Source organism: Curtobacterium sp. NPDC090223 (assembly GCF_044746585.1).
GTDB lineage: Bacteria > Actinomycetota > Actinomycetes > Actinomycetales > Microbacteriaceae > Curtobacterium.
Genome location: NZ_JBIVCN010000006.1, coordinates 139,507 through 158,848 on the forward strand (window position 1 = coordinate 139,507; position 19,342 = coordinate 158,848).

Sequence of the window (19,342 nt, forward strand, 5' to 3'; positions counted from 1 at the left end):
CGACACCGAGTGTCATCGAACGACGGAAGGTCCCTCCATGCAGCACAACACCGCAGCCGTGCTCCGAGCACCCCGAGCGGGGCTGGTGGTCGAACCCACCCCGATGCCGGTGCCCGCGGCCGACGAGGTGGTCGTCCGGGTCCGTGCCGTCGCCGTGAACCCGGTCGACTGGGTGGTCCAGGGCACCGGGCCGGTCACCTACCGCTGGCTCCGCACCCCCGCGGTGCTCGGCTCGGACGTCGCGGGCGAGGTCACCGCGGTCGGGTCGGCCGTCACCCGCTTCACCGTGGGGGACCGGGTGTTCGGGCTCGCCACCGGGACCGACCGCGGTCGCGACCCGCAGCACGAGGGCGCGTTCCAGGAGCACACCGCCCTGCTCGAACGGCTCACCGCGCCGACACCCGACGCCCTGTCCGACGAGCAGGTGGTCGTCCTGCCGCTCGGGGCCTCGACGGCGGCGTGCGCGCTCTTCCAGCCGCAGCACCTCGGGCTGCGGATGCCCGGGCAGGACGGCGCCGACGGTGACCGTGGCGTCGTCGTGGTCTGGGGCGGCTCGACGAGTGTCGGCATGAACGCGGTCCAGCTCGCCACTGCCGCCGGGTACGACGTGGTCAGCACGGCATCGCCCCGCAACGCCGACCTGGTGCGCTCGCTCGGGGCCGACGTCGTCGTGGACCACCACGACCCCCGTGCGGTCGACCAGCTGGTGGCGGGCATCGCCGGACGACGGGTGGTCGGCGCCGTCGCGCTCGGGACCACCTCGGCCGCAGCCTGCATCCGCGTGCTGCGGCGGACCGGCGGCTCGGTGCTGGCGCTGGCGAGCACGCCCGTGTCCCTCGAGGGCCTGGCCGGACGCCGGCGCCTCTTCCCGGCGATGGTCCCGGTCTTCGGGCGGCTCGGACTCACCATGGCGGGCCTGCTGCTCCGCGCTCGACGCGCCGGCATCCGGACGGCCTTCATCTGGGGCAGCAGCCTGCGCGACGACGCCGTCGGTCCGACGCTGTGGGGCGAGGTCCTGCCGCGCGGGCTCGCGGACGGCACGCTCCGTGCCGTCCCGGAGCCGCTCGTCGTCGGCACCGGACTCGGCGCCGTGCAGGGAGCGCTCGACCGCCAGCGTGCCGGGGTTTCGGCGCAGAAGGTCGTCGTGACGCTCTGAGGCCGAGCGCCGCCGGGGCCTCAGCCGGCCAGGAAGGCGGCGACCGCGCCGTGCAGCGCCGCGAGGTCCTCGACGTGCACGAGTTCCCGCACGGAGTGCATGGAGAGCAGCCCGACGCCGATGTCGACCGTCGGGATCCCGAGTCGTGTCGCCGCGATCGGTCCGATCGTCGAGCCGCCGGGGATCGTGTTGACGTTCACGAACGGCTGGAACGCGACACCGGCTGCGTCGCACGCGGCGGCGAAGACGGCCTCGCCCTTCGCCTCGGTCATGTAGCGCTGGTTCGCGCTGATCTTGAGCAGTGGACCACCACCGGGGCGCGGCCGGTTGGTCGGGTCGTGCTTCTCCGAGTAGTTGGGGTGCACCAGGTGCCCGGCGTCGCTCGACAGCAGCCACGAGGCGCGGAACGCCCGCGCGGCCTCGGAGCGGGTCGCGCCGAGGCCCTCCTGCACGCGGCCGAGGACGTCCTCGAGGAACGGACCGCCGGCTCCGGACGGCGTCGCGGAGCCGACTTCCTCGTGGTCGAAGGCCGCGAACACCGGGACGTGCTCGCCGTCGGCCGGCGCGTCGATGATGCCCCGGAGACCGGCGTGCACGCTCGTGAGGTTGTCCATCCGCCCGGAGGCCAGGAACGATCCGTCGATACCCACCCGCGCGGGCGTCTGCGTGTCGGCGAGGAACAGGTCCCATGACACCGCGGTCTCCCCGACCCGGCCTCGCAGCCAGGCCAGGGCGTCGACACCGCCGTCGAGGGTGCCGTCCGTGCCGACCACCGGGATCGTGTGCCGCTGCCGGTCGATCTCGGTGCCCGCGTTGACGCCCCGGTCCAGGTGGATCGCGAGGTTCGGGATGCGTGCCACGGCATCGGTGTCGAGCAGCGTGACGGCGCCGTCGGCGTGCACGACCCGGCCCGCGATGCGCAGGTCGCGGTCGAACCAGGTGGACAGGATCGGGCCGCCGTAGACCTCGACGTTCAGCTGCTCCCAGCCGCCCACACGGACGACCGGGTTCGGCTTGATGCGGAAGCCGGGGGAGTCGGTGTGTGCGCCCAGGATCCGGAAGGGCGTCGTCGCCGAGGCGCCGGCGGGCAGACGCCACGCGATGACCGCCCCGTCGCGGACGACCACGTACGCACCGGGCTCGGTCGGCCAGGCGTCCCGTTCGGACAGCTCGGCGAAGCCGGCGGCGACCAGCCGGTCGCGGGTCACGGCCGCGGCGTGGAACGCCGTCGGCGACTCGGTGACGAAGTGGGCGAACTCGGAGGCGATGGCGTCGACGGTCACCCGACCATCGTGGCACGCGACGCACCCGTCGGACGCGCCCCGGGCCTCCCGGCCGGTGCCTGCACGCCCTGCCAGCGCGCGACGCCGTATCCACTGCGGGACGCCGCCGTGAACGCGAGACGCCGCCGGAACCCGCGGTGTCTCGCGGATCCGGCGGCGTCTCGGGGAACGCGCGGTGTCAGCTCTGGCTGTTGCCGGCCGAGCCGAGGATCGTCGCGGCCTCGCCGACGCGTGCGGCCATGGCCGTCTCGGCGACCTTGCCCCAGGCGCGCGGGTCGTACTGCTTCTTGTTGCCGACCTCGCCGTCGATCTTCAGGACGCCCTCGTAGTTGGTGAACATCGAGCCGGCGATCGAGCGCGTGAACGCGTACTGCGTGTCCGTGTCGATGTTCATCTTGATGACGCCGTTGCGGACGGCCTCGGAGATCTCGGCGTCGGTCGAGCCGGAGCCGCCGTGGAAGACGAGGTCGAGCGGGTTCTCGCCCGTGCCGTGCTTCGCGGCGACCGCCGCCTGGATCTCGCCGAGGAGTTCCGGACGGAGCTTCACGTTGCCCGGCTTGTAGACGCCGTGCACGTTGCCGAAGGTCAGCGCGGCGATCCAGCGGCCCTTGTCGCCGAGCCCGAGCGCGTCGACGACCCGCTCGACGTCGCCGGAGGTCGTGTACAGGGCGTCGTTCGTGCCCTCGTGCTCGACGCCGTCCTCCTCGCCGCCGACGACGCCGATCTCGACCTCGAGGATGGCGTTGATGTTGCGGGTCTTCTCGATCATCGTGCGGGCGATCTCGATGTTCTCGTCGAGCGGCACGGCCGAGCCGTCCCACATGTGCGACTGGAAGATCGGGTTGCGGCCGTGGCGGACCTCTTCTTCGCTGGCCGCGATGAGCGGGAGCACGAAGCCGTCGAGGGCGTCCTTCGGGCAGTGGTCCGTGTGCAGCGCGACCGTGATCGGGTAGTTCTTGGCGACCTCGTGGGCGAACTTCGCCATCGCGAGGGCGCCGGCGGCGCGGTTCTTGACGGTGTGGCCGGCGAAGTAGTCGGCGCCGCCCGTCGTCACCTGCAGGATGCCGTCGGAACCGGCTTCGGTGAGGCCCTGCAGGACCGCGTTGATGGTCTGCGACGAGGACACGTTGACCGCGGGGTAGGCGAACTTGCCGGCCTTCGCGCGGTCGATCATCTCGGCGTACTGTTCCGGCGTTGCGATGGGCACTGGGATCTCCTTCGACTTCGGTGGCGTCCGAACCGATCGTAGTCAGCCGCTCCGGTGTGTGACCTCGGTGCCGCTGGGTAGGCTGGCGGGCGTGACTCCCACCACTGAGACCGGCTCCCTGTTCCTCCAGCCCGACCGCAACCTGGCGCTCGAGCTCGTGCGTGCGACGGAGGCAGCGGCGATCCGGGCGCAGCCGTGGGTCGGGCGTGGCGAGAAGAACCTGGCGGACGGCGCTGCTGTCGACGCGATGCGGAAGTTCCTCGGCACGGTGAACTTCGACGGTGTGGTCGTCATCGGTGAGGGCGAGAAGGACAACGCCCCGATGCTCTACAACGGCGAGCACGTGGGCAACGGGCACGGGCCGGCGTGCGACATCGCGGTCGACCCGATCGACGGGACCTCGTTGACCGCCGCGGGCCGGCAGAACGCGATCTCCGTGATGGCCGTGTCGGACCGTGGCTCGATGTACGACCCGTCGGCCGTGTTCTACATGGACAAGATCGCCGCCGGTCCGGACGGGCGCGGGGTCCTGGACCTCGAGAAGCCGATCGGTGAGAACATCCGGGCGCTGGCGAAGGCGAAGCACAAGGACCTCGAGGACATGGTCATCGCCGTGCTCGACCGTCCCCGGCACGACGAACTGATCCGCGCGATCCGTGCGACCGGTGCCGGGACCCGGCTGCTGCTCGACGGTGACGTCGCCGGTGGGATCGCGGCGGCGCTGCCCGGTTCGCCGATCGACATGTGCGTCGGTGTCGGTGGCACCCCGGAGGGCATCATCACGGCGTGCGCGATCAAGGCGCTCGGCGGCGTGATCCTCGGCAAGCTGCAGCCCAAGGACGACGAGGAGCGCGAGCGCGCGATCGCCGCCGGTCACGACCTGGACAAGGTCCTGGACCAGGACGACCTGGTCACGGGCGACAACACGTTCTTCGTCGCGACGGGTGTCACCGACGGTGTGCTCGTGGACGGTGTCCGTCGCTCGCGCGGCGTCATCCACACTGACTCGCTCGTGCTCCGCTCGCGCTCGAACACGATCCGCCGCATCCAGGCCGACCACCGCGCCGAGAAGTGGTTCTGATCCGCTGACGGCGCGCGGCGCGCGGCGCACGGCGGCGCGCCGGCGCGGCGCGCTGGCGCGGCCCGGCGGCCGGTGGGCCTCGCACAACCGAAACCGAACCGCACCACGTGAGCGCGTGGTGCGGTTCGGTTTCGGTTGTGCGGGAGCGATCCGCACCGCGCCCGCGGGGCGCGCGGGCGCGTCGCGGCGCTAGTCGTCCAGGTCGGCGCCGACGAGCTCCGGCGCGGTGAGCAGGCGCGGTTCGTCCTCGATCGTGGTGGGGGCGGCGATGACCTTCGACTCGTCGAGGAGCGACAGCCGCCGGGCACTCGGCAGGACCTGCCGTTCGAGCGACCCCACGAACCGGTTGTAGTCGACGACGCTGCCCCGGATCGCGCGGCCGAGCTTGTCCACGTGGCCGGCCATCGTCGACAGGCGTCCGTAGAGCTCGCGCGAGACCCGGAAGAGCTCACGCGCCTCTGCCGTGACGACGTCCTGCTGCCAGGAGAACGCGACCGTCTTGAGGACCGACCACAGCGTGACCGGCGAGGCCAGTGCGACCCGCTTGCGGAACGCGTGGTCGAGCAGCCCCGGATCGGCCGCCAGGGCGCTCGCGATGAGGGACTCCGACGGGATGAACGCCACGGTCAGCTCGGGGGAGGCGTCGTACCCGGACCAGTACTCCCGCGCGGCGAGGGCGTCCACGTGCGCCCGCAGGGCCTTGACGTGCTGCGCCATCAGCTGGGTGCGTCGTGCTCCCTCGGCGCCGGTGGCCGACGCCGGGATCTCCATCGCCTGCAGGTAGGCGCTGAACGGCACCTTCGCGTCCACGGCGATGCTCTTGCCCCCGGGCAGGTGCACGATCATGTCGGGGCGTGCGGCGCCCGCCGAGGTCGTCACGGAGGACTGCACGTCGAAGTCCACGCGTTCCAGGAGCCCCGCGGCCTCGACCACGTTCCGGAGCTGGGTCTCGCCCCAGACCCCGCGCGTGTTGTTCGCGGAGAGGGCGCTCGCCAGGGTCTCCGCGGTGGCACGGAGCCGCTCGCCGGACTCGGCGGCCGACCGCAGCTGCGTCGCGATCGCGCCGTACTGCTCGCTGCGGGACCGCTCGAGCTCGGCGATCTTGGCGCGCATCACGTCGAGGGTGTCCGCGACCGGGCTGAGCGCCGTCAGCACCTTCGACTCGTCCTGTGCGCGGGCCGACTCGGCGCCGTGCATGCGCTGCACCAGGTGCTCGAGCTCGGCCGCGCGCCGTTCGAGCGAGTCGACCTGTCGGCGGTACTGCGTGTCCTGTGCGTCCAACCGGTCGTCCGCGTCCCGGCGGACCTCGTCCAGACGCGCGCGGAGCGCCTCGGCCGTCGCGGCGGCGGCGCCGGCCCGGCTCCGGGCGAGCGACCAGGCGACGGCGGCGCCCGCCAGGGCGCCGATCAGCAGGCCGATGAGCAGGGCGGGGAAGTCCATGACCAGACCTTCCCAGGACCCACCGACACCGGCGGGGCGGAGGCGACCCAACCCATGTCATGACATTAAGCCAAGGAGGGTGTACAGTCGTGATCGTCCGCCGATGAAGCCGCACGGAAGGTCCCGCACGTCGCATGACGAACGAAGCTCCCCACGCCTACGACGTGATCACCATGGGTCGCGTGAGCGTCGACATCTACCCCCAGCAGACGGGCCCGCTCGAGGACGTCGAGACGTTCTCGAAGTCCGTCGGGGGCAGCGCCACGAACGTCGCGATCGCCGCGGCCCGGCACGGTGCCGACGCCGCGGTCATCACCAGGACGGGCAACGACCCGTTCGGCCGCTACATCGCCCGCACGCTCCCGGAGTTCGGCGTCGCCAACGCGTTCGTCGACACGGTCGAGGGGCTGAACACCCCCGTCGCATTCTGCGAGATCTTCCCGCCGGACGACTTCCCGCTCTACTTCTACCGGGCGCCGAAGGCACCGGACCTGATGATCACGGCGAAGTCCCTGCCGCTGCACGAGATCGAGCGCGCGAAGGTCTTCTGGACCACGGTGACCGGACTCAGCGAGGAGCCGAGCCGCAGCGCGCACCACACGGCGTTCGCTGCACGGAGCGCGTCCGAGCACAGCACCAAGGTCCACACCGTGCTCGACCTGGACTACCGCTCGATGTTCTGGTCCTCGCCGGAGGCCGCAACGCGTGAGGTCGCCGTCGCCCTCGAGCACGCCACCGTCGCCGTCGGCAACCGCGAGGAGTGCGAGGTCGCGGTCGGGGAGACCGACCCGGTCCGCGCCGCCGACGCCCTGCTCGAGCGCGGGGTGGAGATCGCCATCGTCAAGCAGGGGCCGAAGGGCGTGCTGGCGAAGACCCGGGACGAGTTCGTCGAGCTCCGCCCGCACCACATCGACGTCGTCAACGGGCTCGGCTCCGGCGACGGTTTCGGCGGGGCGCTCACCCACGGTCTGCTGCAGGGCTGGGGCCTCGAGCGCATCCTGGCGTTCGCGAACGCCGCGGGCGCGATCGTCGCCACGCGGTTCGAGTGCTCCACGGCGATGCCGACGAGCGACGAGATCGAGACGTTCCTGCAGGAGAACCCCACGGAGGAGGCCGTCGATGCCTGAGATCAGCCACGCTGACTTCGCCCGGTTGCGGGACGTCCGCGCCGCCCACCCGGAGCAGGTGCGGGCCGCGCTCGACGGTCGTCGCCGGCGCGACCTGCTCGCCGACGACGGCAAGCTCTTCATCGTCGCCGCCGACCACCCGGCACGTGGTGCCCTGGCTGTCCGCGACGACGAGTCGGCGATGGCGGACCGCTACGACCTGCTCGAGCGGCTCGTCGTCGCCACCGGCCGCCCGGGTGTGGACGGGGTGCTCGGCACGCCGGACATCCTCGAGGACCTGGCACTCCTCGGCGCCCTCGACGACAAGGTCGTGGTCGGCTCGATGAACCGTGGCGGACTGCGCGGTGCGACGTTCGAGATGGACGACCGCTACACCGCGTACTCGGCGCGTTCGATCCAGCAGGCCGGTCTCGACTTCGCGAAGCTCCTCGTCCGCATCAACCTGTCGGACGCGGGGACGGCCCCGACCCTCGAAGCGACGGCACGTGCGGTCACCGAGGCGGCGGAGCACGGCCTGCCCATCATGCTCGAACCGTTCATGTCCGCCTGGCGGGACGGGAAGGTCGTGAACGACCTGACCGCCGACGCCGTGATCACCTCGATGGCGATCGCCGCGGGCCTCGGTGAGACCAGCGCGTACAGCTGGCTGAAGATCCCGGTCGTCGACGACATGGAGCGGGTGATGGCCGCGACCACGCTGCCGACGCTCCTGCTCGGCGGCGACCCGTCGAGCCGTCCGCTCGAGACCTACGCGAAGTGGGCCGACGCCCTCGCCCTGCCCGGCGTCCGCGGCCTCGTCGTCGGCCGCACCCTGCTCTACCCGCCGGACGGCGACGTCGCCGCCGCGGTGGACGTCGCGGCGGGACTCGTCCACACCGGACGACCCGGCAGCGGGTCGTCCACAGAATCGAACGACAGCGCCTCGGCCGCCTCTGGAGCCGCGACGATGAACCAGCACGTCACGGAAGGAACCAACGCATGACCATCTCGGACACCGTCACCACGACGATCGGCCACTGGATCGACGGCAAGCGCGTCGAGTCGACCTCGGGCGACACCGCGCCCGTCTACGACCCGGCCATCGGCGTCGCCACGAAGCAGGTCGCCCTCGCGAACGAGGACGAGATCCAGGCGGCCATCGCCAGCGCGAAGGCGGCGTTCCCGGCGTGGGGCAACCTGTCGCTGGCCAAGCGGCAGCAGATCCTCTTCGCCTTCCGCGAGATCCTGAACCGCGACAAGGCCGAGCTCGCCGAGATCATCACGTCCGAGCACGGCAAGGTCATCGACGACGCCCTCGGCGAGATCGCCCGCGGACAAGAGGTCGTGGAGCTCGCGACGAGCATCCCGCAGCTGCTCAAGGGCGAGTTCAGCGACCAGGTGTCGACCGGCATCGACGTGTACTCGATCCGCCAGCCGCTCGGTGTCGTCGGCATCATCAGCCCGTTCAACTTCCCCGCCATGGTCCCGCTGTGGTTCCTGCCGATCGCGATCGCCGCCGGCAACACCGTCGTGCTGAAGCCCTCCGAGAAGGACCCGAGCGCCGCGATCTGGCTCGCCGAGAAGTTCAAGGAAGCCGGCCTCCCCGACGGCGTCTTCAACGTGCTGAACGGTGACAAGCGCTCCGTCGACGGGCTCCTCACCAGCCCCGACGTCGAGTCGATCTCGTTCGTCGGGTCCACCCCGATCGCGCAGTACGTCTACGAGACCGGCACGAAGCACGGCAAGCGCGTGCAGGCCCTCGGCGGCGCGAAGAACCACATGCTCGTGCTCCCGGACGCCGACCTCGACCTCGTCGCGGACAACGCCATCAACGCCGGCTTCGGCTCCGCGGGCGAGCGCTGCATGGCGATCTCCGTCGTCGTGGCCGTCGAGCCCGTCGCCGACGCACTCATCGAGAAGATCACCGAGCGCGCGGCCACGCTGCGCATCGGCGACGGTCGTCGCGGGTGCGACATGGGCCCGCTCGTCACGAAGCAGCACCGCGACAAGGTCGCCTCCTACATCGAGGTCGCCGCGCAGGACGGCGCGGTGGTCGTGGTCGACGGTCGCGACGTGCAGCCCGACGGCGACGAGAACGGCTTCTGGCTCGGCCCGACCCTGATCGACCAGGTACCGACCACCAGCCGCGTCTACACCGAGGAGATCTTCGGCCCGGTGCTGAGCGTCGTCCGCGTGGCGACCTACGAAGAGGGCCTCGAGCTCATCAACAGCGGTGCGTTCGGCAACGGCACCGCCATCTTCACGAACGACGGCGGCGCTGCCCGCCGGTTCCAGCGGGACGTGCAGGTCGGCATGATCGGCATCAACGTCCCGATCCCGGTCCCGGTCGCCTACTACTCGTTCGGTGGCTGGAAGAACTCGCTGTTCGGCGACCACAAGGCGTACGGCGCGGACGGCGTGAGCTTCTTCACCCGGCAGAAGGCGATCACGAGCCGGTGGCTCGACCCGTCGCACGGCGGCATCAACCTCGGCTTCCCCTCGAACAACTGATCCGGACGGCAGCGATGACCAAGGAGCAGCACGAGGACTGGTTCGTCCCGGCGGGCAGCCGCCCGGACGCAGGCTGGACGGACGTGGTCGACGGCCGCATCGACGGCTGGGCACACACCGGTCTGCGGATCGGTGCCCTGTCCGACGGCGGGTCGCTCGCGCTGGACGCCGCAGCGGTGGAGCGCATCGTCGTGCCGCTGGCCGGCAGCTTCACCGTGACCCACGACGGCGGCGTGCAGTTGCTCGACGGACGCGCCAGCGTCTTCGACGGCCCGACCGACGTCCTCTACCTGGGGTCCGGAACGGCGGCCAGCATCACCGGCACCGGTCGGGTGGCGGTCGCGGAAGCGCCCACCGACACCGTCAAGCCCACCACGTACCTGCCCCGGCAGGACGTCCCCGTCGAGCTCCGCGGTGCCGGCCAGTCGAGCCGGCAGGTGCACAACTTCGGGACCCCTGCGGCACTCGACGCGGTCAAGTTCATCGTGTGCGAGGTGATCACGCCGGCCGGCAACTGGTCGTCGTACCCGCCCCACAAGCACGACACGAACGTCCCCGGGGAAGAGTCGAACCTCGAGGAGATCTACTACTACGAGTCCGCGGTGACCCGCGGGGCCGAGTCGGTCGCCCCGGAGAACGCTGACCCGTTCGCGCTGCACCGGACGTACGCCTCGGACGACCGCGCGATCGACGAGTTCCGCCAGGTCCGTACCGGCGACATCGCCCTGGTGCCGTACGGATGGCACGGGCCCGCCGTCGCTGCCCCCGGCTACGACATGTACTACCTCAACGTGATGGCCGGACCCGACCCGGAGCGCGTGTGGAACATCACCGACGACCCGGCGCACGGCTGGGTCCGCCAGGTGTGGGCGAGCGAGACGCTCGACTCGCGCCTGCCCTACGAACCGCAGAAGGAGGACGTGTGACGAACGCCACACGACGCATGACGGTCGGCCAGGCACTCGTCGAGTTCCTCGCCAACCAGTGGACCGTCGACGGGGACCTCCGCGAACGCACGATCCCGGGGATCTTCGGCATCTTCGGGCACGGCAACGTCGCCGGTCTCGGCCAGGCGATCAAGCAGCTCCACGTCGAGCAGCCCGGTCTCCTGCCGTACCACCAGGCCCGCAACGAGCAGGCGATGGTGCACGAGGCCGTCGGGTTCGCACGCATGCACCGCCGCCGTGCGACGTTCGCCGCGACGGCCTCGGTCGGGCCGGGTGCCGCGAACATGCTCACCGCGGCCGCGCTCGCGACGACGAACCGACTGCCGGCGCTGCTCCTGCCGTCCGACACGTTCGCCACGCGCACCACCGACCCGGTGCTGCAGCAGATCGAGATGCCGCACGACACCTCGATCCAGGTCACCGACGCGTTCCGTCCGCTGTCCCGCTTCTTCGACCGCGTCGAGCGTCCGGAGCAGCTGTTCTCGATCGCGCTCGCCGCGATGCGGGTGCTCACCGACCCCGCCGAGACCGGCGCGGTCACCATCGCCCTGCCGGAGGACGTGCAGGCCGAGGAACTCGACGTGCCCGTCGCGTTCCTGCAGCCGCGCGAGTGGCACATCCGCCGTCCGCTGCCGGAGCACGGCCCGCTGGCCCGTGCGGTCGCGGCGATCCGGAACGCGGACCGCCCGGTCATCGTCGCCGGTGGCGGTGTGCTCTACTCGGACGCCGCCGCCGAGCTCGCCGCCTTCGTCGAGGCGACCGGCATCCCGGTCGGCACCTCGCAGGCCGGTGGCGGGTCGCTGGTCTGGGACCACCCGCAGTACCTCGGCGGCATCGGCGCGACCGGCACGGCCGCGGCCAACGCGATCGCCGCCTCCGCGGACGTCGTGATCGGCATCGGCACCCGCTACAGCGACTTCACCACGGCATCGCGGACCGCGTTCCAGAACCCGGACGTCACGTTCGTGAACGTCAACGTCGCCGCGTTCGACGCCTACAAGCACGGCACGCAGCTGCCGGTGGTGGCAGACGCACGGGAGGCCCTGGTCGCGTTGACCGCGTCGCTCGCGTCCGGTGCGGCATGGGCTGTGGACGCGGCCTACGCCGCCGAGATCGCCGCGTTGAAGCAGGACTGGGACGCCCAGGTGGACGCCGCGTTCGCACCGTCCGGGAACGCCCTGCCCGGGCAGCCGGAGATCATCGGCGCGGTCCAGGCCGTGTCGGATCCCCGCGACGTCGTCATCCAGGCGGCCGGTTCGCTCCCCGGCGACCTGCACAAGCTCTGGCGCGTGCGCGACGAGCTCGGCTACCACGTGGAGTACGCCTTCTCGTGCATGGGCTACGAGATCGCCGGCGGCATCGGCGTCCGCCGCGGTGCACCCGACCGGGACGCCATCGTGCTGGTCGGTGACGGCTCGTACCTGATGCTGCACACCGAGCTCGTGACGGCCGTGGCCGAGGGCATCAAGATCATCGTCGTGCTCATCCAGAACCACGGGTACGCGTCGATCGGGCACCTCTCGGAGACCGTCGGGTCGGAGCGCTTCGGCACGAAGTACCGCTACCTCGACGAGACCGAGTCCTTCGAGAACGGCGAGCCCCTGCCCGTCGACCTGGCGGCGAACGCCCGCTCCTACGGCGTCGACGTGATCGAGGTCCAGCCCGGACCGGACGCCATCGCGGACCTGCAGGCCGCGGTGCGCCAGGCGAAGGCGAACGAGCACACGACGCTCGTGCACATCAACTCGGACCCGCTGGTCTACGCCCCGGAGGGCGACGGCTGGTGGGACGTCCCGGTCGCGCAGACCTCGACGTTGCCGAGCACCCAGGCCGCCCGTGCGAAGTACGAGCAGCAGGTCGCGAGCCAGCGTCCACTGCTCGGCTGACCCCGTCAGCCGAACGACCCGCCCACCACACGCGCAGAAAGCGACGACGACGTCATGACCGACACCGCCACCCCCCTCGGCACCCCGTCCACGGATGCGGCGCCCGCGTCCATCCGCATCGGCACCGCGCCGGACTCGTGGGGCGTCTGGTTCCCGGACGACCCGAAGCAGGTCCCGTGGCAGCGCTTCCTCGACGAGGCCACCGCGGCGGGCTACAAGTGGATCGAGCTCGGCCCGTACGGGTACCTGCCGACCGACCCCGCGCAGCTCTCCGACGAGCTGGAGTCCCGCGGGCTGCAGCTCTCCGCAGGCACGGTCTTCACCGGGTTCCACAAGGGCGAGGACCAGTTCCAGCGGGCGTGGGACCAGGCCGTCGCGGTCGCCGGTCTCGCGTCGGCGCTCGGTGCCGAGCACCTCGTGACGATCCCGGACCTCTGGCGCTCGGACGCCACCGAAGAGGTCCTCGAGTCGCGGACGCTGACGGACGAGCAGTGGGAGCGCCTCGGCACGGGCCACGACCAGCTCGGCAAGGCCCTGCTCGAGGAGTACGGCGTCCACCAGCAGTTCCACACGCACGCCGACAGCCACGTGGGGACGTACAAGGAGACCGTGCGCTTCCTCGAGGTCACGAACCCGGCCTACACGAACCTCTGTCTCGACACCGGCCACTTCGCGTACTACGGCGGCGACAACCTCAAGCTGATCGCGGAGCACCCCGAGCGCATCGGGTACCTGCACCTCAAGCAGGTGGACACCGACCTGCTGTTCGACGTGCTGAAGAACGACGTGCCGTTCGCCACCGCCGTCTCCCAGGGCATCATGACCGAGCCCCCGCACGGCGTGCCCGCGCTCGCGCCGATCATCGAGGCCGTCGCCGCGATCAACCCGGACGTGTTCGGCATCGTCGAGCAGGACATGTACGGCTGCTCGGTCGACGCACCCGGACCGATCGCGGACCGCACGTTCCAGCACATCCTCGGTTCGACGTCCGCCGCGCGCGCGTCCTGAACCGACCCCCAGCAGCAGTCCACCACCGCAGGAGCACACCATGAGCACCACTGACAACCTCCGCGTCGCCGTCGTCGGCGCCGGCGCTATGGGCAGCGACCACATCCGTCGCATCACATCGACCATCGCCGGCGCCGACGTCGTCGCGATCGTCGACCCGGACACCGCGCGCGCCACCGCGGCCGCCGCGAACGCCCCCGGCGCGATCACCGCGGCCTCGTTCGAGGCAGCGCTCGACGCCACCCCGATCGACGCGGTCATCGTCGCGACCCCGGGCTTCCTGCACGAGCCCGTCCTGGTGCCCGCGATCGAGCGGGGGCTCGCGGTCCTCTGCGAGAAGCCCCTCACGACGAGCGCCGAGGACTCCCTGCGCATCGTCGAGCTCGAGCAGGCCACGTCGGACCGCCCGAAGATCCAGGTCGGCTTCATGCGCCGCTTCGACAAGGGGTACCAGGAGCTCAAGGCGCTCCGCGAGAGCGGCTCGAACGGCGCCCTCCTCGCGCTGCACCACGCACACCGGAACCCGACGACCCCGCCGAACTTCAGCGAGTCGATGCTCATCCACGACTCGGTGATCCACGAGATCGACATCATCCCGTTCATCACCGGCGAGGCGATCACGAGCGTCGAGGTCAAGAAGCCGCGGCAGAACTCCCTGGCGCCGGCCGACCTGCCCGAGCCGCAGTTCGTCCTGTTCACCACCGAGTCCGGCACCATGGCGATCGTCGAGATCAACGTGAACGCCCAGTTCGGCTACCAGGTGACGACCGACGCGGTCTTCGAGTCCGGCGTCGCGTACATCGGTCGCGAGACCTCGCTCACCCTGGTGTCGCAGGGCGTGTCCGGCCAGGGCGTCACGCCGTCGTTCGTGGAGCGCTTCGGTGACGCCTACGACGAAGAGGTGCAGCGCTGGGTGGACGCCGCGAAGCACGGCGGCATCGACGGTCCGAGCGCCTGGGACGGCTACACGGCGTCCGTCGTCGCCGAGGTCGCGGTACGTGCGCAGCAGTCCGGTGCGCTCGAGTCCGTGACGTACGCCACCGCGAAGCCCGCGTTCTACGACGCCGGCGCGAGCGCGCTCGCGGGGGCCTGATGCCGAAGATCGCCCTCGATCCCACCCCGTTCCACCACGACCTCTCGCTGCTGGAGTTCCCGCGGAAGGTCGCCGACCTCGGGTACGAGTACCTCCAGCTCACCCCGCACCGGGACTTCATCCCGTTCTTCCGGCACCCGAAGGCCGACGACGACCTCGTCGACGCCTTCGCGGCGGCGTGCACCGACGCCGGCGTCCAGGTGGCGAGCGTGCTGCCGGTGCTCCGCTGGTCCGGTCCGGACCGCGAGACCCGCGAGACCGCGGTCAAGCAGTGGAAGCGGGTCATCGAGATCACGAAGCGCCTCGGCGTGGACACCATCAACACCGAGTTCTCCGGTCGACCCGAGCGCGCCGAGGAGTCCGAGGCGCAGTTCTACTGGGCCATGGAGGAACTCCTGCCGATCATCGAGGACGCCGACCTCCGCGTCCTGATCGACCCGCACCCCGACGACTTCGTCGAGGACGGCCTCGAGGCACTCCGCGTGATCCGCGGCCTCAACTCGAAGCACATCGGCTTCGTCTACGTCGCCTGCCACACGTTCCACTACGGCGGGGACATGGACGCGATCATCGACGCCGCCGGTGACTCGCTCCAGCTGGTCCACATCGCGGACGCCTTCGACCACAACCGCTCGCACGGGCTCCGCTACATCACCAACCCGCCGGGCAACGCGGTCCGTGTCCACCAGCACCTGCCGGTGGGCCAGGGCGACGTCGACTTCGACCGGTTCTGGGCAGCGCTCGACCGTGTCGGGTTCAGCGCACGCGAGGACACCGTCGCGGTGTCGAGCGTCTTCGCCGAGGACGAGAACGCCGACGAGGTCTCGCGCTTCCAGCTCGACACGATCACGAAGGGACTGCACCGATGACCGCTGCACCGATCAAGACGGCACTCGACACTCCGGTCACCGCCGGAACCGACGTCCGCCCCGTCACGCGTCAGGCAGCGGAGCAGACCCCGACCGCGCTGTGGAACGACTCCGCCGACCCGCGGGAGCTCGCGACGGCGATCTCCGAGTACGGTGCCGTCGGCGCGACGTGCAACCCGGTCATCGCCTACACGTGCATCAAGCAGGACCCGGAGACCTGGGTCCCGCGCATCCGGCAGATCGCGGCCGAACACCCGACGGCGGGGGAGTCCTGGATCGGGTGGAAGGCCGTCGAGGAGCTCTCGATCGCCGCGGCCGCGCAGCTGCTGCCCGCGTTCGAGGCGTCGGGCGGTCGCAACGGGCGCCTCTCGATGCAGACCGACCCGCGCTTCCACCGCGACCAGGACGCCCTCGTCGAGCAGGCCGTCCGCTTCTCGCAGCTCGCGCCGAACATCATCGTGAAGATCCCCGCGACGAAGACGGGCATCGCCGCGATCGAGGAAGCCGCCTACCGCGGGGTGTCGATCAACGCCACCGTGTCCTTCTCGGTCGCGCAGGTCGTCGCCGTCGGTGAGGCGATCGAGCGCGCGCTCGACCGCCGTGCCGCCGACGGGCTGCCGGAGCAGGAGTTCGGCCACGTGGTGACGCTGATGGCCGGCCGTCTCGACGACTGGCTGAAGACCGTCGTCAAGCGGGACCACGTCATGATCGACCCCGGGTACCTCGAGTGGGCGGGTGTCGCCGCCGTGAAGAACGCGTACCGGGTCTTCCGGGAGCGCGGCTTCCGCTCGCGCGTGCTCGTCGCCGCCTTCCGCAACGCCCTGCAGTGGTCCGAGTTCCAGGGCGGCGACCTCGTCGTCTCCCCGCCGTTCCAGTGGTCGAAGGACATCAACGCGAACGCCGTCCCGTTCCGTCCGGACGCGATCGACGACGAGGTCCCCGCGCACGTGCTCGACGCGCTGCGGAAGGCGACGCCGGAGTTCGCCCGGGGCTACGACGTGGACGGCATGACCATCGACGAGTTCGAGCGGTTCGGCGCAACGGTCACGACACTCCGCCAGTTCCTCGACGCGGACGCACAGCTCGACGCGCTGGTGCGCGACATCATCGTGCCCGCCGTCTAGGCAGCGCGCGCCCGACGCGACACCACACCGGCCTGGAGGCTCGGTGCCAGCTGGCACCGAGCCTCCAGGCCGTCGTGGTGTCGCGACCCTATCCATGTTAGTTTGTAAGGACAAAGTCCCGAACTGCAGGAGGCACCATGCCGCTCGTCCGTATCGACCTCGCCACCGGGCGCAGCCCGGAGACCGTGCGCGCGATCGCCGACGCGATCCACGCGGCCATCGTCGACGTCTACGGGATCCCCGTGCGCGACCGCTTCCAGATCATCACCGAGCACCCGGCGCAGCAGATCATCGCCGAAGACGCCGGGCTCGGCTTCGAACGGACCGACGGCGTCGTGATGATCCAGGTCTTCACGCAGCGCGGCAGGACCGACCAGGCGAAGACCACCCTCTACACGGCGATCCACGACGCGCTCGCAGCGGTCGGCGTCGCATCCGAGGACGTCTTCATCGGCTACGTCGAGAACGGACCGCAGGACTGGTCGTTCGGGTTCGGGCGGGCGCAGTACGTCACCGGCGAGCTCGGGGTGCCCGCACCGGCGTGAGCCGGCTCACTTGTCGACGAGCGTGACCTCGAACGAGTAGCGGTCGGGCCGGTAGCAGTGCACGCCGTACTCGACCGCACGGCCCGAGGCGTCGTACGCGGTACGGCTCATCGTCAGGACGGGGTCGCCGTCCTCGATCTCCAGCAGGCCGGCCTCGTCGTCGGTGACCGCCCGTGCACCGATCCGCTGCTTCGCGACGCGCATCGTGACGCCGCGGGAGCGCAGGAGCTGGTAGAGGCCGTGCGCCTGCAGGTCGGCGTCGGTGATGTCGAGGAACTCCGGGGGCAGGTAGTTCTCGAGGATGGCCATCGGCACGTCCTCGGCGAACCGAACACGGCGGATGTGCGCGACCGTCGTCCCGGGCTCGACGCTGAGGGCCTCGGCCACCACGTCCGAGGCGGGCACGTCGTTCCGTTCGAGGAGCGTCGTCGCGGGCTTCTGCGCACCCTGTGCCAGGTCGTCGTAGAGGCTCGTGAGCTCGACCTTGCGCGTGACGGGGCCGTGGACGACCTGGGTGCCGATGCCGCGGCGGCGGACGAGCAGGCCCTTGTCGACGAGGTCCTGGATCGCACGGCGGATCGTCGGGCGGGACAGCCCGAGCCGCTCACCGAGGGCGATCTCGTTCTCGAGCCGGGCGCCGGGGGGCATCGCGCCGGAGCGGATCGACTCCTCGATGCGTGAGGCGACCTGGAAGTACAGGGGCATCGGACCCGACCGGTCCAGGTCCATGAACAGGTCGGACGGCAGCTGGCCTTCGTTGGTCATCCGGGTCCTTCGGGGAGTGCGGGGCGTGGCATCGTCGCCGGCGTCGGTCCCGGTGTCGGTCCCTGTGGGTCTCGGCGTCGATGTCGCGCGGGATTGTCGTGACAATACCACCGGGGCCCGCTCCGTCAGCCTCCGACGGTCGCCGTCAGCTCGGCGAGCCCCCGCTCGGAGTCCCCGTCGAGGACCTGCCGGGCACGGGGACTGGGTGGTAGAACCGCAGGATGGACGACCAGGACACCCCGGCCGCGCGCCTGCTGGCGGTGGTCGCGGCACCGGACCGGGAGCGCATCGACGCACTGCTGCGACGCGGTGCCTACCGGAAGGCGATCGACCGGCTCGGACGGGGCGGCTGGTGGCACGCCGAGCGGATGGTGCCCGTGGACGACCCCGAGGCTGCGGTCGTCGATGCCGGGGCGCCGCTCGTCTCGCTCGAGTCGTCCGGCTGGGAGCCGATCGACGGCGCGGCAGCGGCGAGTCGGCTCGTCGACGGCTACTTCGCGCTGTTCGTCAGCGCCGACGGTACGGTGCTCTACGCCGACGAAGCGCGACGTCGGCTGCGCTCCGCGTAGATCCCGAAGTCGGCTCAGTCCGTTCAGTCCGTTCAGTCCGCTCAGTCCGCGAAGATCATCGGGCGGTTCGAGAGCCGGGGCTGGTTCGCCGCCTTCGGCTTCTCGGCGCGGATCCGCACGGGGTTGATCGTCACCCGGGTCGCTGCACCGAGCGCTTCGACCGTGTCCGCTGCGTGCCGGCCGGCGGCGTGGATCACGATCGCCGCGCACGCTTCGGCGTCAGCCGCCGCATCGTGGTGCTGGAAGCCCTCGAAGCCGGCGGCCATCGCGGCGACCGGCAGCCGGTAGGAGTCGAGCGTGTAGGTCCGCCGCGCCACCTGCAGCGAGCACATCGAGTGGTGCTCGGAGAGTTCGATGCCCGTCGCCGAGCAGCCCCCCGCGATGACGCCCATGTCGAAGCGGGCGTTGTGCGCCACGAGCACGTCACCCTCGGCGAACGCGACCAGGTCGGGGTACTGCTGCTCCCAGGTCTTCGCGCGGACGACGTCCTCGGCGACGATGCCGTGGATCCGGGTGTTCCACTCGAGGAAGGCGTCGTGCCCGAACGGCGGTCGGATGAACCACGACGCCCGGTCGACGACCTTGCCGGCCCGGACCTTGACGAGTCCGACCGAGCACGCACTGGCGGGCGAGCTGTTCGCGGTCTCGAAGTCGATCGCGGTGAAGTTCAACGGCACGGATCGATCGTCGCACGGGGCGCCGACATCGCCGGAACCCGGGGCGGCGTTGCGCCAGGCGGTGCCGCAGCGGCG

The 19,342-nt window shown here is 71.0% G+C and carries 18 protein-coding genes; 13 read left to right on the forward strand and 5 right to left on the reverse strand.

Features of this window, described 5'->3' with window-relative positions:
• Positions 1-37 precede the first annotated feature (37 nt).
• Complete coding sequence (locus tag ACIPJY_RS15650) at positions 38-1,156, forward strand: zinc-binding alcohol dehydrogenase family protein (RefSeq protein WP_400465507.1); 1,119 nt, start codon at positions 38-40, stop codon at positions 1,154-1,156.
• A gap of 20 nt (positions 1,157-1,176) precedes the next feature.
• On the opposite strand, the gene ACIPJY_RS15655 is transcribed toward ACIPJY_RS15650, so the two are convergent.
• Positions 1,177-2,439, reverse strand: coding sequence for a M18 family aminopeptidase (locus ACIPJY_RS15655; RefSeq protein ID WP_400465510.1), 1,263 nt, complete (start codon positions 2,437-2,439; stop codon positions 1,177-1,179).
• Between the two features lie 178 nt (positions 2,440-2,617).
• Positions 2,618-3,646, reverse strand: a complete 1,029-nt coding sequence (fbaA, locus tag ACIPJY_RS15660; protein WP_400465513.1) for a class II fructose-bisphosphate aldolase — start codon at positions 3,644-3,646, stop codon at positions 2,618-2,620.
• A gap of 91 nt (positions 3,647-3,737) precedes the next feature.
• Between fbaA and glpX the strand changes: the two genes are divergently transcribed.
• A complete protein-coding gene (glpX, locus tag ACIPJY_RS15665; protein ID WP_123654181.1) occupies positions 3,738-4,727 on the forward strand; it encodes a class II fructose-bisphosphatase in 990 nt (329 codons plus the stop codon).
• A gap of 189 nt (positions 4,728-4,916) precedes the next feature.
• Here the strand turns inward: glpX and ACIPJY_RS15670 are convergent, their stop codons facing one another.
• Positions 4,917-6,167: a DNA recombination protein RmuC gene (locus ACIPJY_RS15670; protein WP_400465517.1), complete on the reverse strand. Its 1,251-nt coding sequence runs from the start codon at positions 6,165-6,167 to the stop codon at positions 4,917-4,919.
• Between the two features lie 134 nt (positions 6,168-6,301).
• Here ACIPJY_RS15670 and iolC point away from each other — a divergent pair, with 134 nt between their 5' ends.
• The 10 genes from iolC (at position 6,302) to ACIPJY_RS15720 (ending at position 17,256) form a co-directional block, all read left to right on the forward strand.
• Positions 6,302-7,294, forward strand: coding sequence for a 5-dehydro-2-deoxygluconokinase (gene iolC, locus ACIPJY_RS15675; RefSeq protein WP_400465520.1), 993 nt, complete (start codon positions 6,302-6,304; stop codon positions 7,292-7,294).
• Positions 7,287-8,276, forward strand: coding sequence for a class I fructose-bisphosphate aldolase (locus tag ACIPJY_RS15680; protein ID WP_400465522.1), 990 nt, complete (start codon positions 7,287-7,289; stop codon positions 8,274-8,276). Before iolC ends, ACIPJY_RS15680 begins: the two co-directional genes overlap by 8 nt.
• On the forward strand, positions 8,273-9,784 hold the full coding sequence (locus tag ACIPJY_RS15685; RefSeq protein WP_400465525.1) for a CoA-acylating methylmalonate-semialdehyde dehydrogenase: 1,512 nt from the start codon (positions 8,273-8,275) through the stop codon (positions 9,782-9,784). The genes ACIPJY_RS15680 and ACIPJY_RS15685 overlap by 4 nt, the downstream gene beginning before the upstream one ends.
• 14 nt (positions 9,785-9,798) lie before the next feature.
• A complete protein-coding gene (gene iolB, locus ACIPJY_RS15690; protein ID WP_400465528.1) occupies positions 9,799-10,710 on the forward strand; it encodes a 5-deoxy-glucuronate isomerase in 912 nt (303 codons plus the stop codon).
• Between the two features lie 17 nt (positions 10,711-10,727).
• A complete protein-coding gene (gene iolD / locus ACIPJY_RS15695; RefSeq protein ID WP_400465898.1) occupies positions 10,728-12,617 on the forward strand; it encodes a 3D-(3,5/4)-trihydroxycyclohexane-1,2-dione acylhydrolase (decyclizing) in 1,890 nt (629 codons plus the stop codon).
• A 54-nt stretch (positions 12,618-12,671) separates the two neighbouring features.
• Positions 12,672-13,625: a sugar phosphate isomerase/epimerase family protein gene (locus tag ACIPJY_RS15700; RefSeq protein WP_400465531.1), complete on the forward strand. Its 954-nt coding sequence runs from the start codon at positions 12,672-12,674 to the stop codon at positions 13,623-13,625.
• Between the two features lie 40 nt (positions 13,626-13,665).
• Entirely contained in the window at positions 13,666-14,718 is a 1,053-nt protein-coding gene (locus ACIPJY_RS15705; protein WP_400465534.1) for a Gfo/Idh/MocA family protein, read from the forward strand.
• Positions 14,718-15,587, forward strand: coding sequence for a sugar phosphate isomerase/epimerase family protein (locus tag ACIPJY_RS15710; RefSeq protein WP_400465537.1), 870 nt, complete (start codon positions 14,718-14,720; stop codon positions 15,585-15,587). The genes ACIPJY_RS15705 and ACIPJY_RS15710 overlap by 1 nt, the downstream gene beginning before the upstream one ends.
• Positions 15,584-16,711 carry a transaldolase family protein gene (locus tag ACIPJY_RS15715; protein WP_400465539.1) on the forward strand — a complete coding sequence of 376 codons (1,128 nt, stop codon included), beginning with the start codon at positions 15,584-15,586 and terminating at the stop codon, positions 16,709-16,711. Before ACIPJY_RS15710 ends, ACIPJY_RS15715 begins: the two co-directional genes overlap by 4 nt.
• A 137-nt stretch (positions 16,712-16,848) precedes the next feature.
• Positions 16,849-17,256, forward strand: coding sequence for a tautomerase family protein (locus tag ACIPJY_RS15720; RefSeq protein WP_400465542.1), 408 nt, complete (start codon positions 16,849-16,851; stop codon positions 17,254-17,256).
• Between the two features lie 6 nt (positions 17,257-17,262).
• On the opposite strand, the gene ACIPJY_RS15725 is transcribed toward ACIPJY_RS15720, so the two are convergent.
• Complete coding sequence (locus tag ACIPJY_RS15725) at positions 17,263-18,021, reverse strand: GntR family transcriptional regulator (RefSeq protein ID WP_400465545.1); 759 nt, start codon at positions 18,019-18,021, stop codon at positions 17,263-17,265.
• 221 nt (positions 18,022-18,242) lie between these two features.
• Between ACIPJY_RS15725 and ACIPJY_RS15730 the strand changes: the two genes are divergently transcribed.
• On the forward strand, positions 18,243-18,590 hold the full coding sequence (locus tag ACIPJY_RS15730) for a hypothetical protein (protein ID WP_400465548.1): 348 nt from the start codon (positions 18,243-18,245) through the stop codon (positions 18,588-18,590).
• A gap of 41 nt (positions 18,591-18,631) precedes the next feature.
• Here the strand turns inward: ACIPJY_RS15730 and ACIPJY_RS15735 are convergent, their stop codons facing one another.
• A complete protein-coding gene (locus ACIPJY_RS15735; protein WP_400465551.1) occupies positions 18,632-19,267 on the reverse strand; it encodes an exonuclease domain-containing protein in 636 nt (211 codons plus the stop codon).
• Between the last annotated feature and the right edge of the window lie 75 nt (positions 19,268-19,342).

Excerpts from the sequence above, each read along its gene's own strand:
- ACIPJY_RS15650 (WP_400465507.1), top strand. The coding sequence starts at position 38 with ATGCAGCACAACACCGCAGCCGTGCTCCGAGCACCCCGAGCGGGGCTG.
- ACIPJY_RS15670 (WP_400465517.1), bottom strand. The coding sequence starts at position 6,167 with ATGGACTTCCCCGCCCTGCTCATCGGCCTGCTGATCGGCGCCCTGGCG.
- iolC (WP_400465520.1), top strand. The coding sequence starts at position 6,302 with ATGACGAACGAAGCTCCCCACGCCTACGACGTGATCACCATGGGTCGC.
- ACIPJY_RS15680 (WP_400465522.1), top strand. The coding sequence starts at position 7,287 with ATGCCTGAGATCAGCCACGCTGACTTCGCCCGGTTGCGGGACGTCCGC.
- ACIPJY_RS15685 (WP_400465525.1), top strand. The coding sequence starts at position 8,273 with ATGACCATCTCGGACACCGTCACCACGACGATCGGCCACTGGATCGAC.
- iolB (WP_400465528.1), top strand. The coding sequence starts at position 9,799 with ATGACCAAGGAGCAGCACGAGGACTGGTTCGTCCCGGCGGGCAGCCGC.
- iolD (WP_400465898.1), top strand. The coding sequence starts at position 10,728 with ATGACGGTCGGCCAGGCACTCGTCGAGTTCCTCGCCAACCAGTGGACC.
- ACIPJY_RS15700 (WP_400465531.1), top strand. The coding sequence starts at position 12,672 with ATGACCGACACCGCCACCCCCCTCGGCACCCCGTCCACGGATGCGGCG.
- ACIPJY_RS15705 (WP_400465534.1), top strand. The coding sequence starts at position 13,666 with ATGAGCACCACTGACAACCTCCGCGTCGCCGTCGTCGGCGCCGGCGCT.
- ACIPJY_RS15710 (WP_400465537.1), top strand. The coding sequence starts at position 14,718 with ATGCCGAAGATCGCCCTCGATCCCACCCCGTTCCACCACGACCTCTCG.
- ACIPJY_RS15715 (WP_400465539.1), top strand. The coding sequence starts at position 15,584 with ATGACCGCTGCACCGATCAAGACGGCACTCGACACTCCGGTCACCGCC.
- ACIPJY_RS15720 (WP_400465542.1), top strand. The coding sequence starts at position 16,849 with ATGCCGCTCGTCCGTATCGACCTCGCCACCGGGCGCAGCCCGGAGACC.
- ACIPJY_RS15725 (WP_400465545.1), bottom strand. The coding sequence starts at position 18,021 with ATGACCAACGAAGGCCAGCTGCCGTCCGACCTGTTCATGGACCTGGAC.
- ACIPJY_RS15730 (WP_400465548.1), top strand. The coding sequence starts at position 18,243 with ATGGACGACCAGGACACCCCGGCCGCGCGCCTGCTGGCGGTGGTCGCG.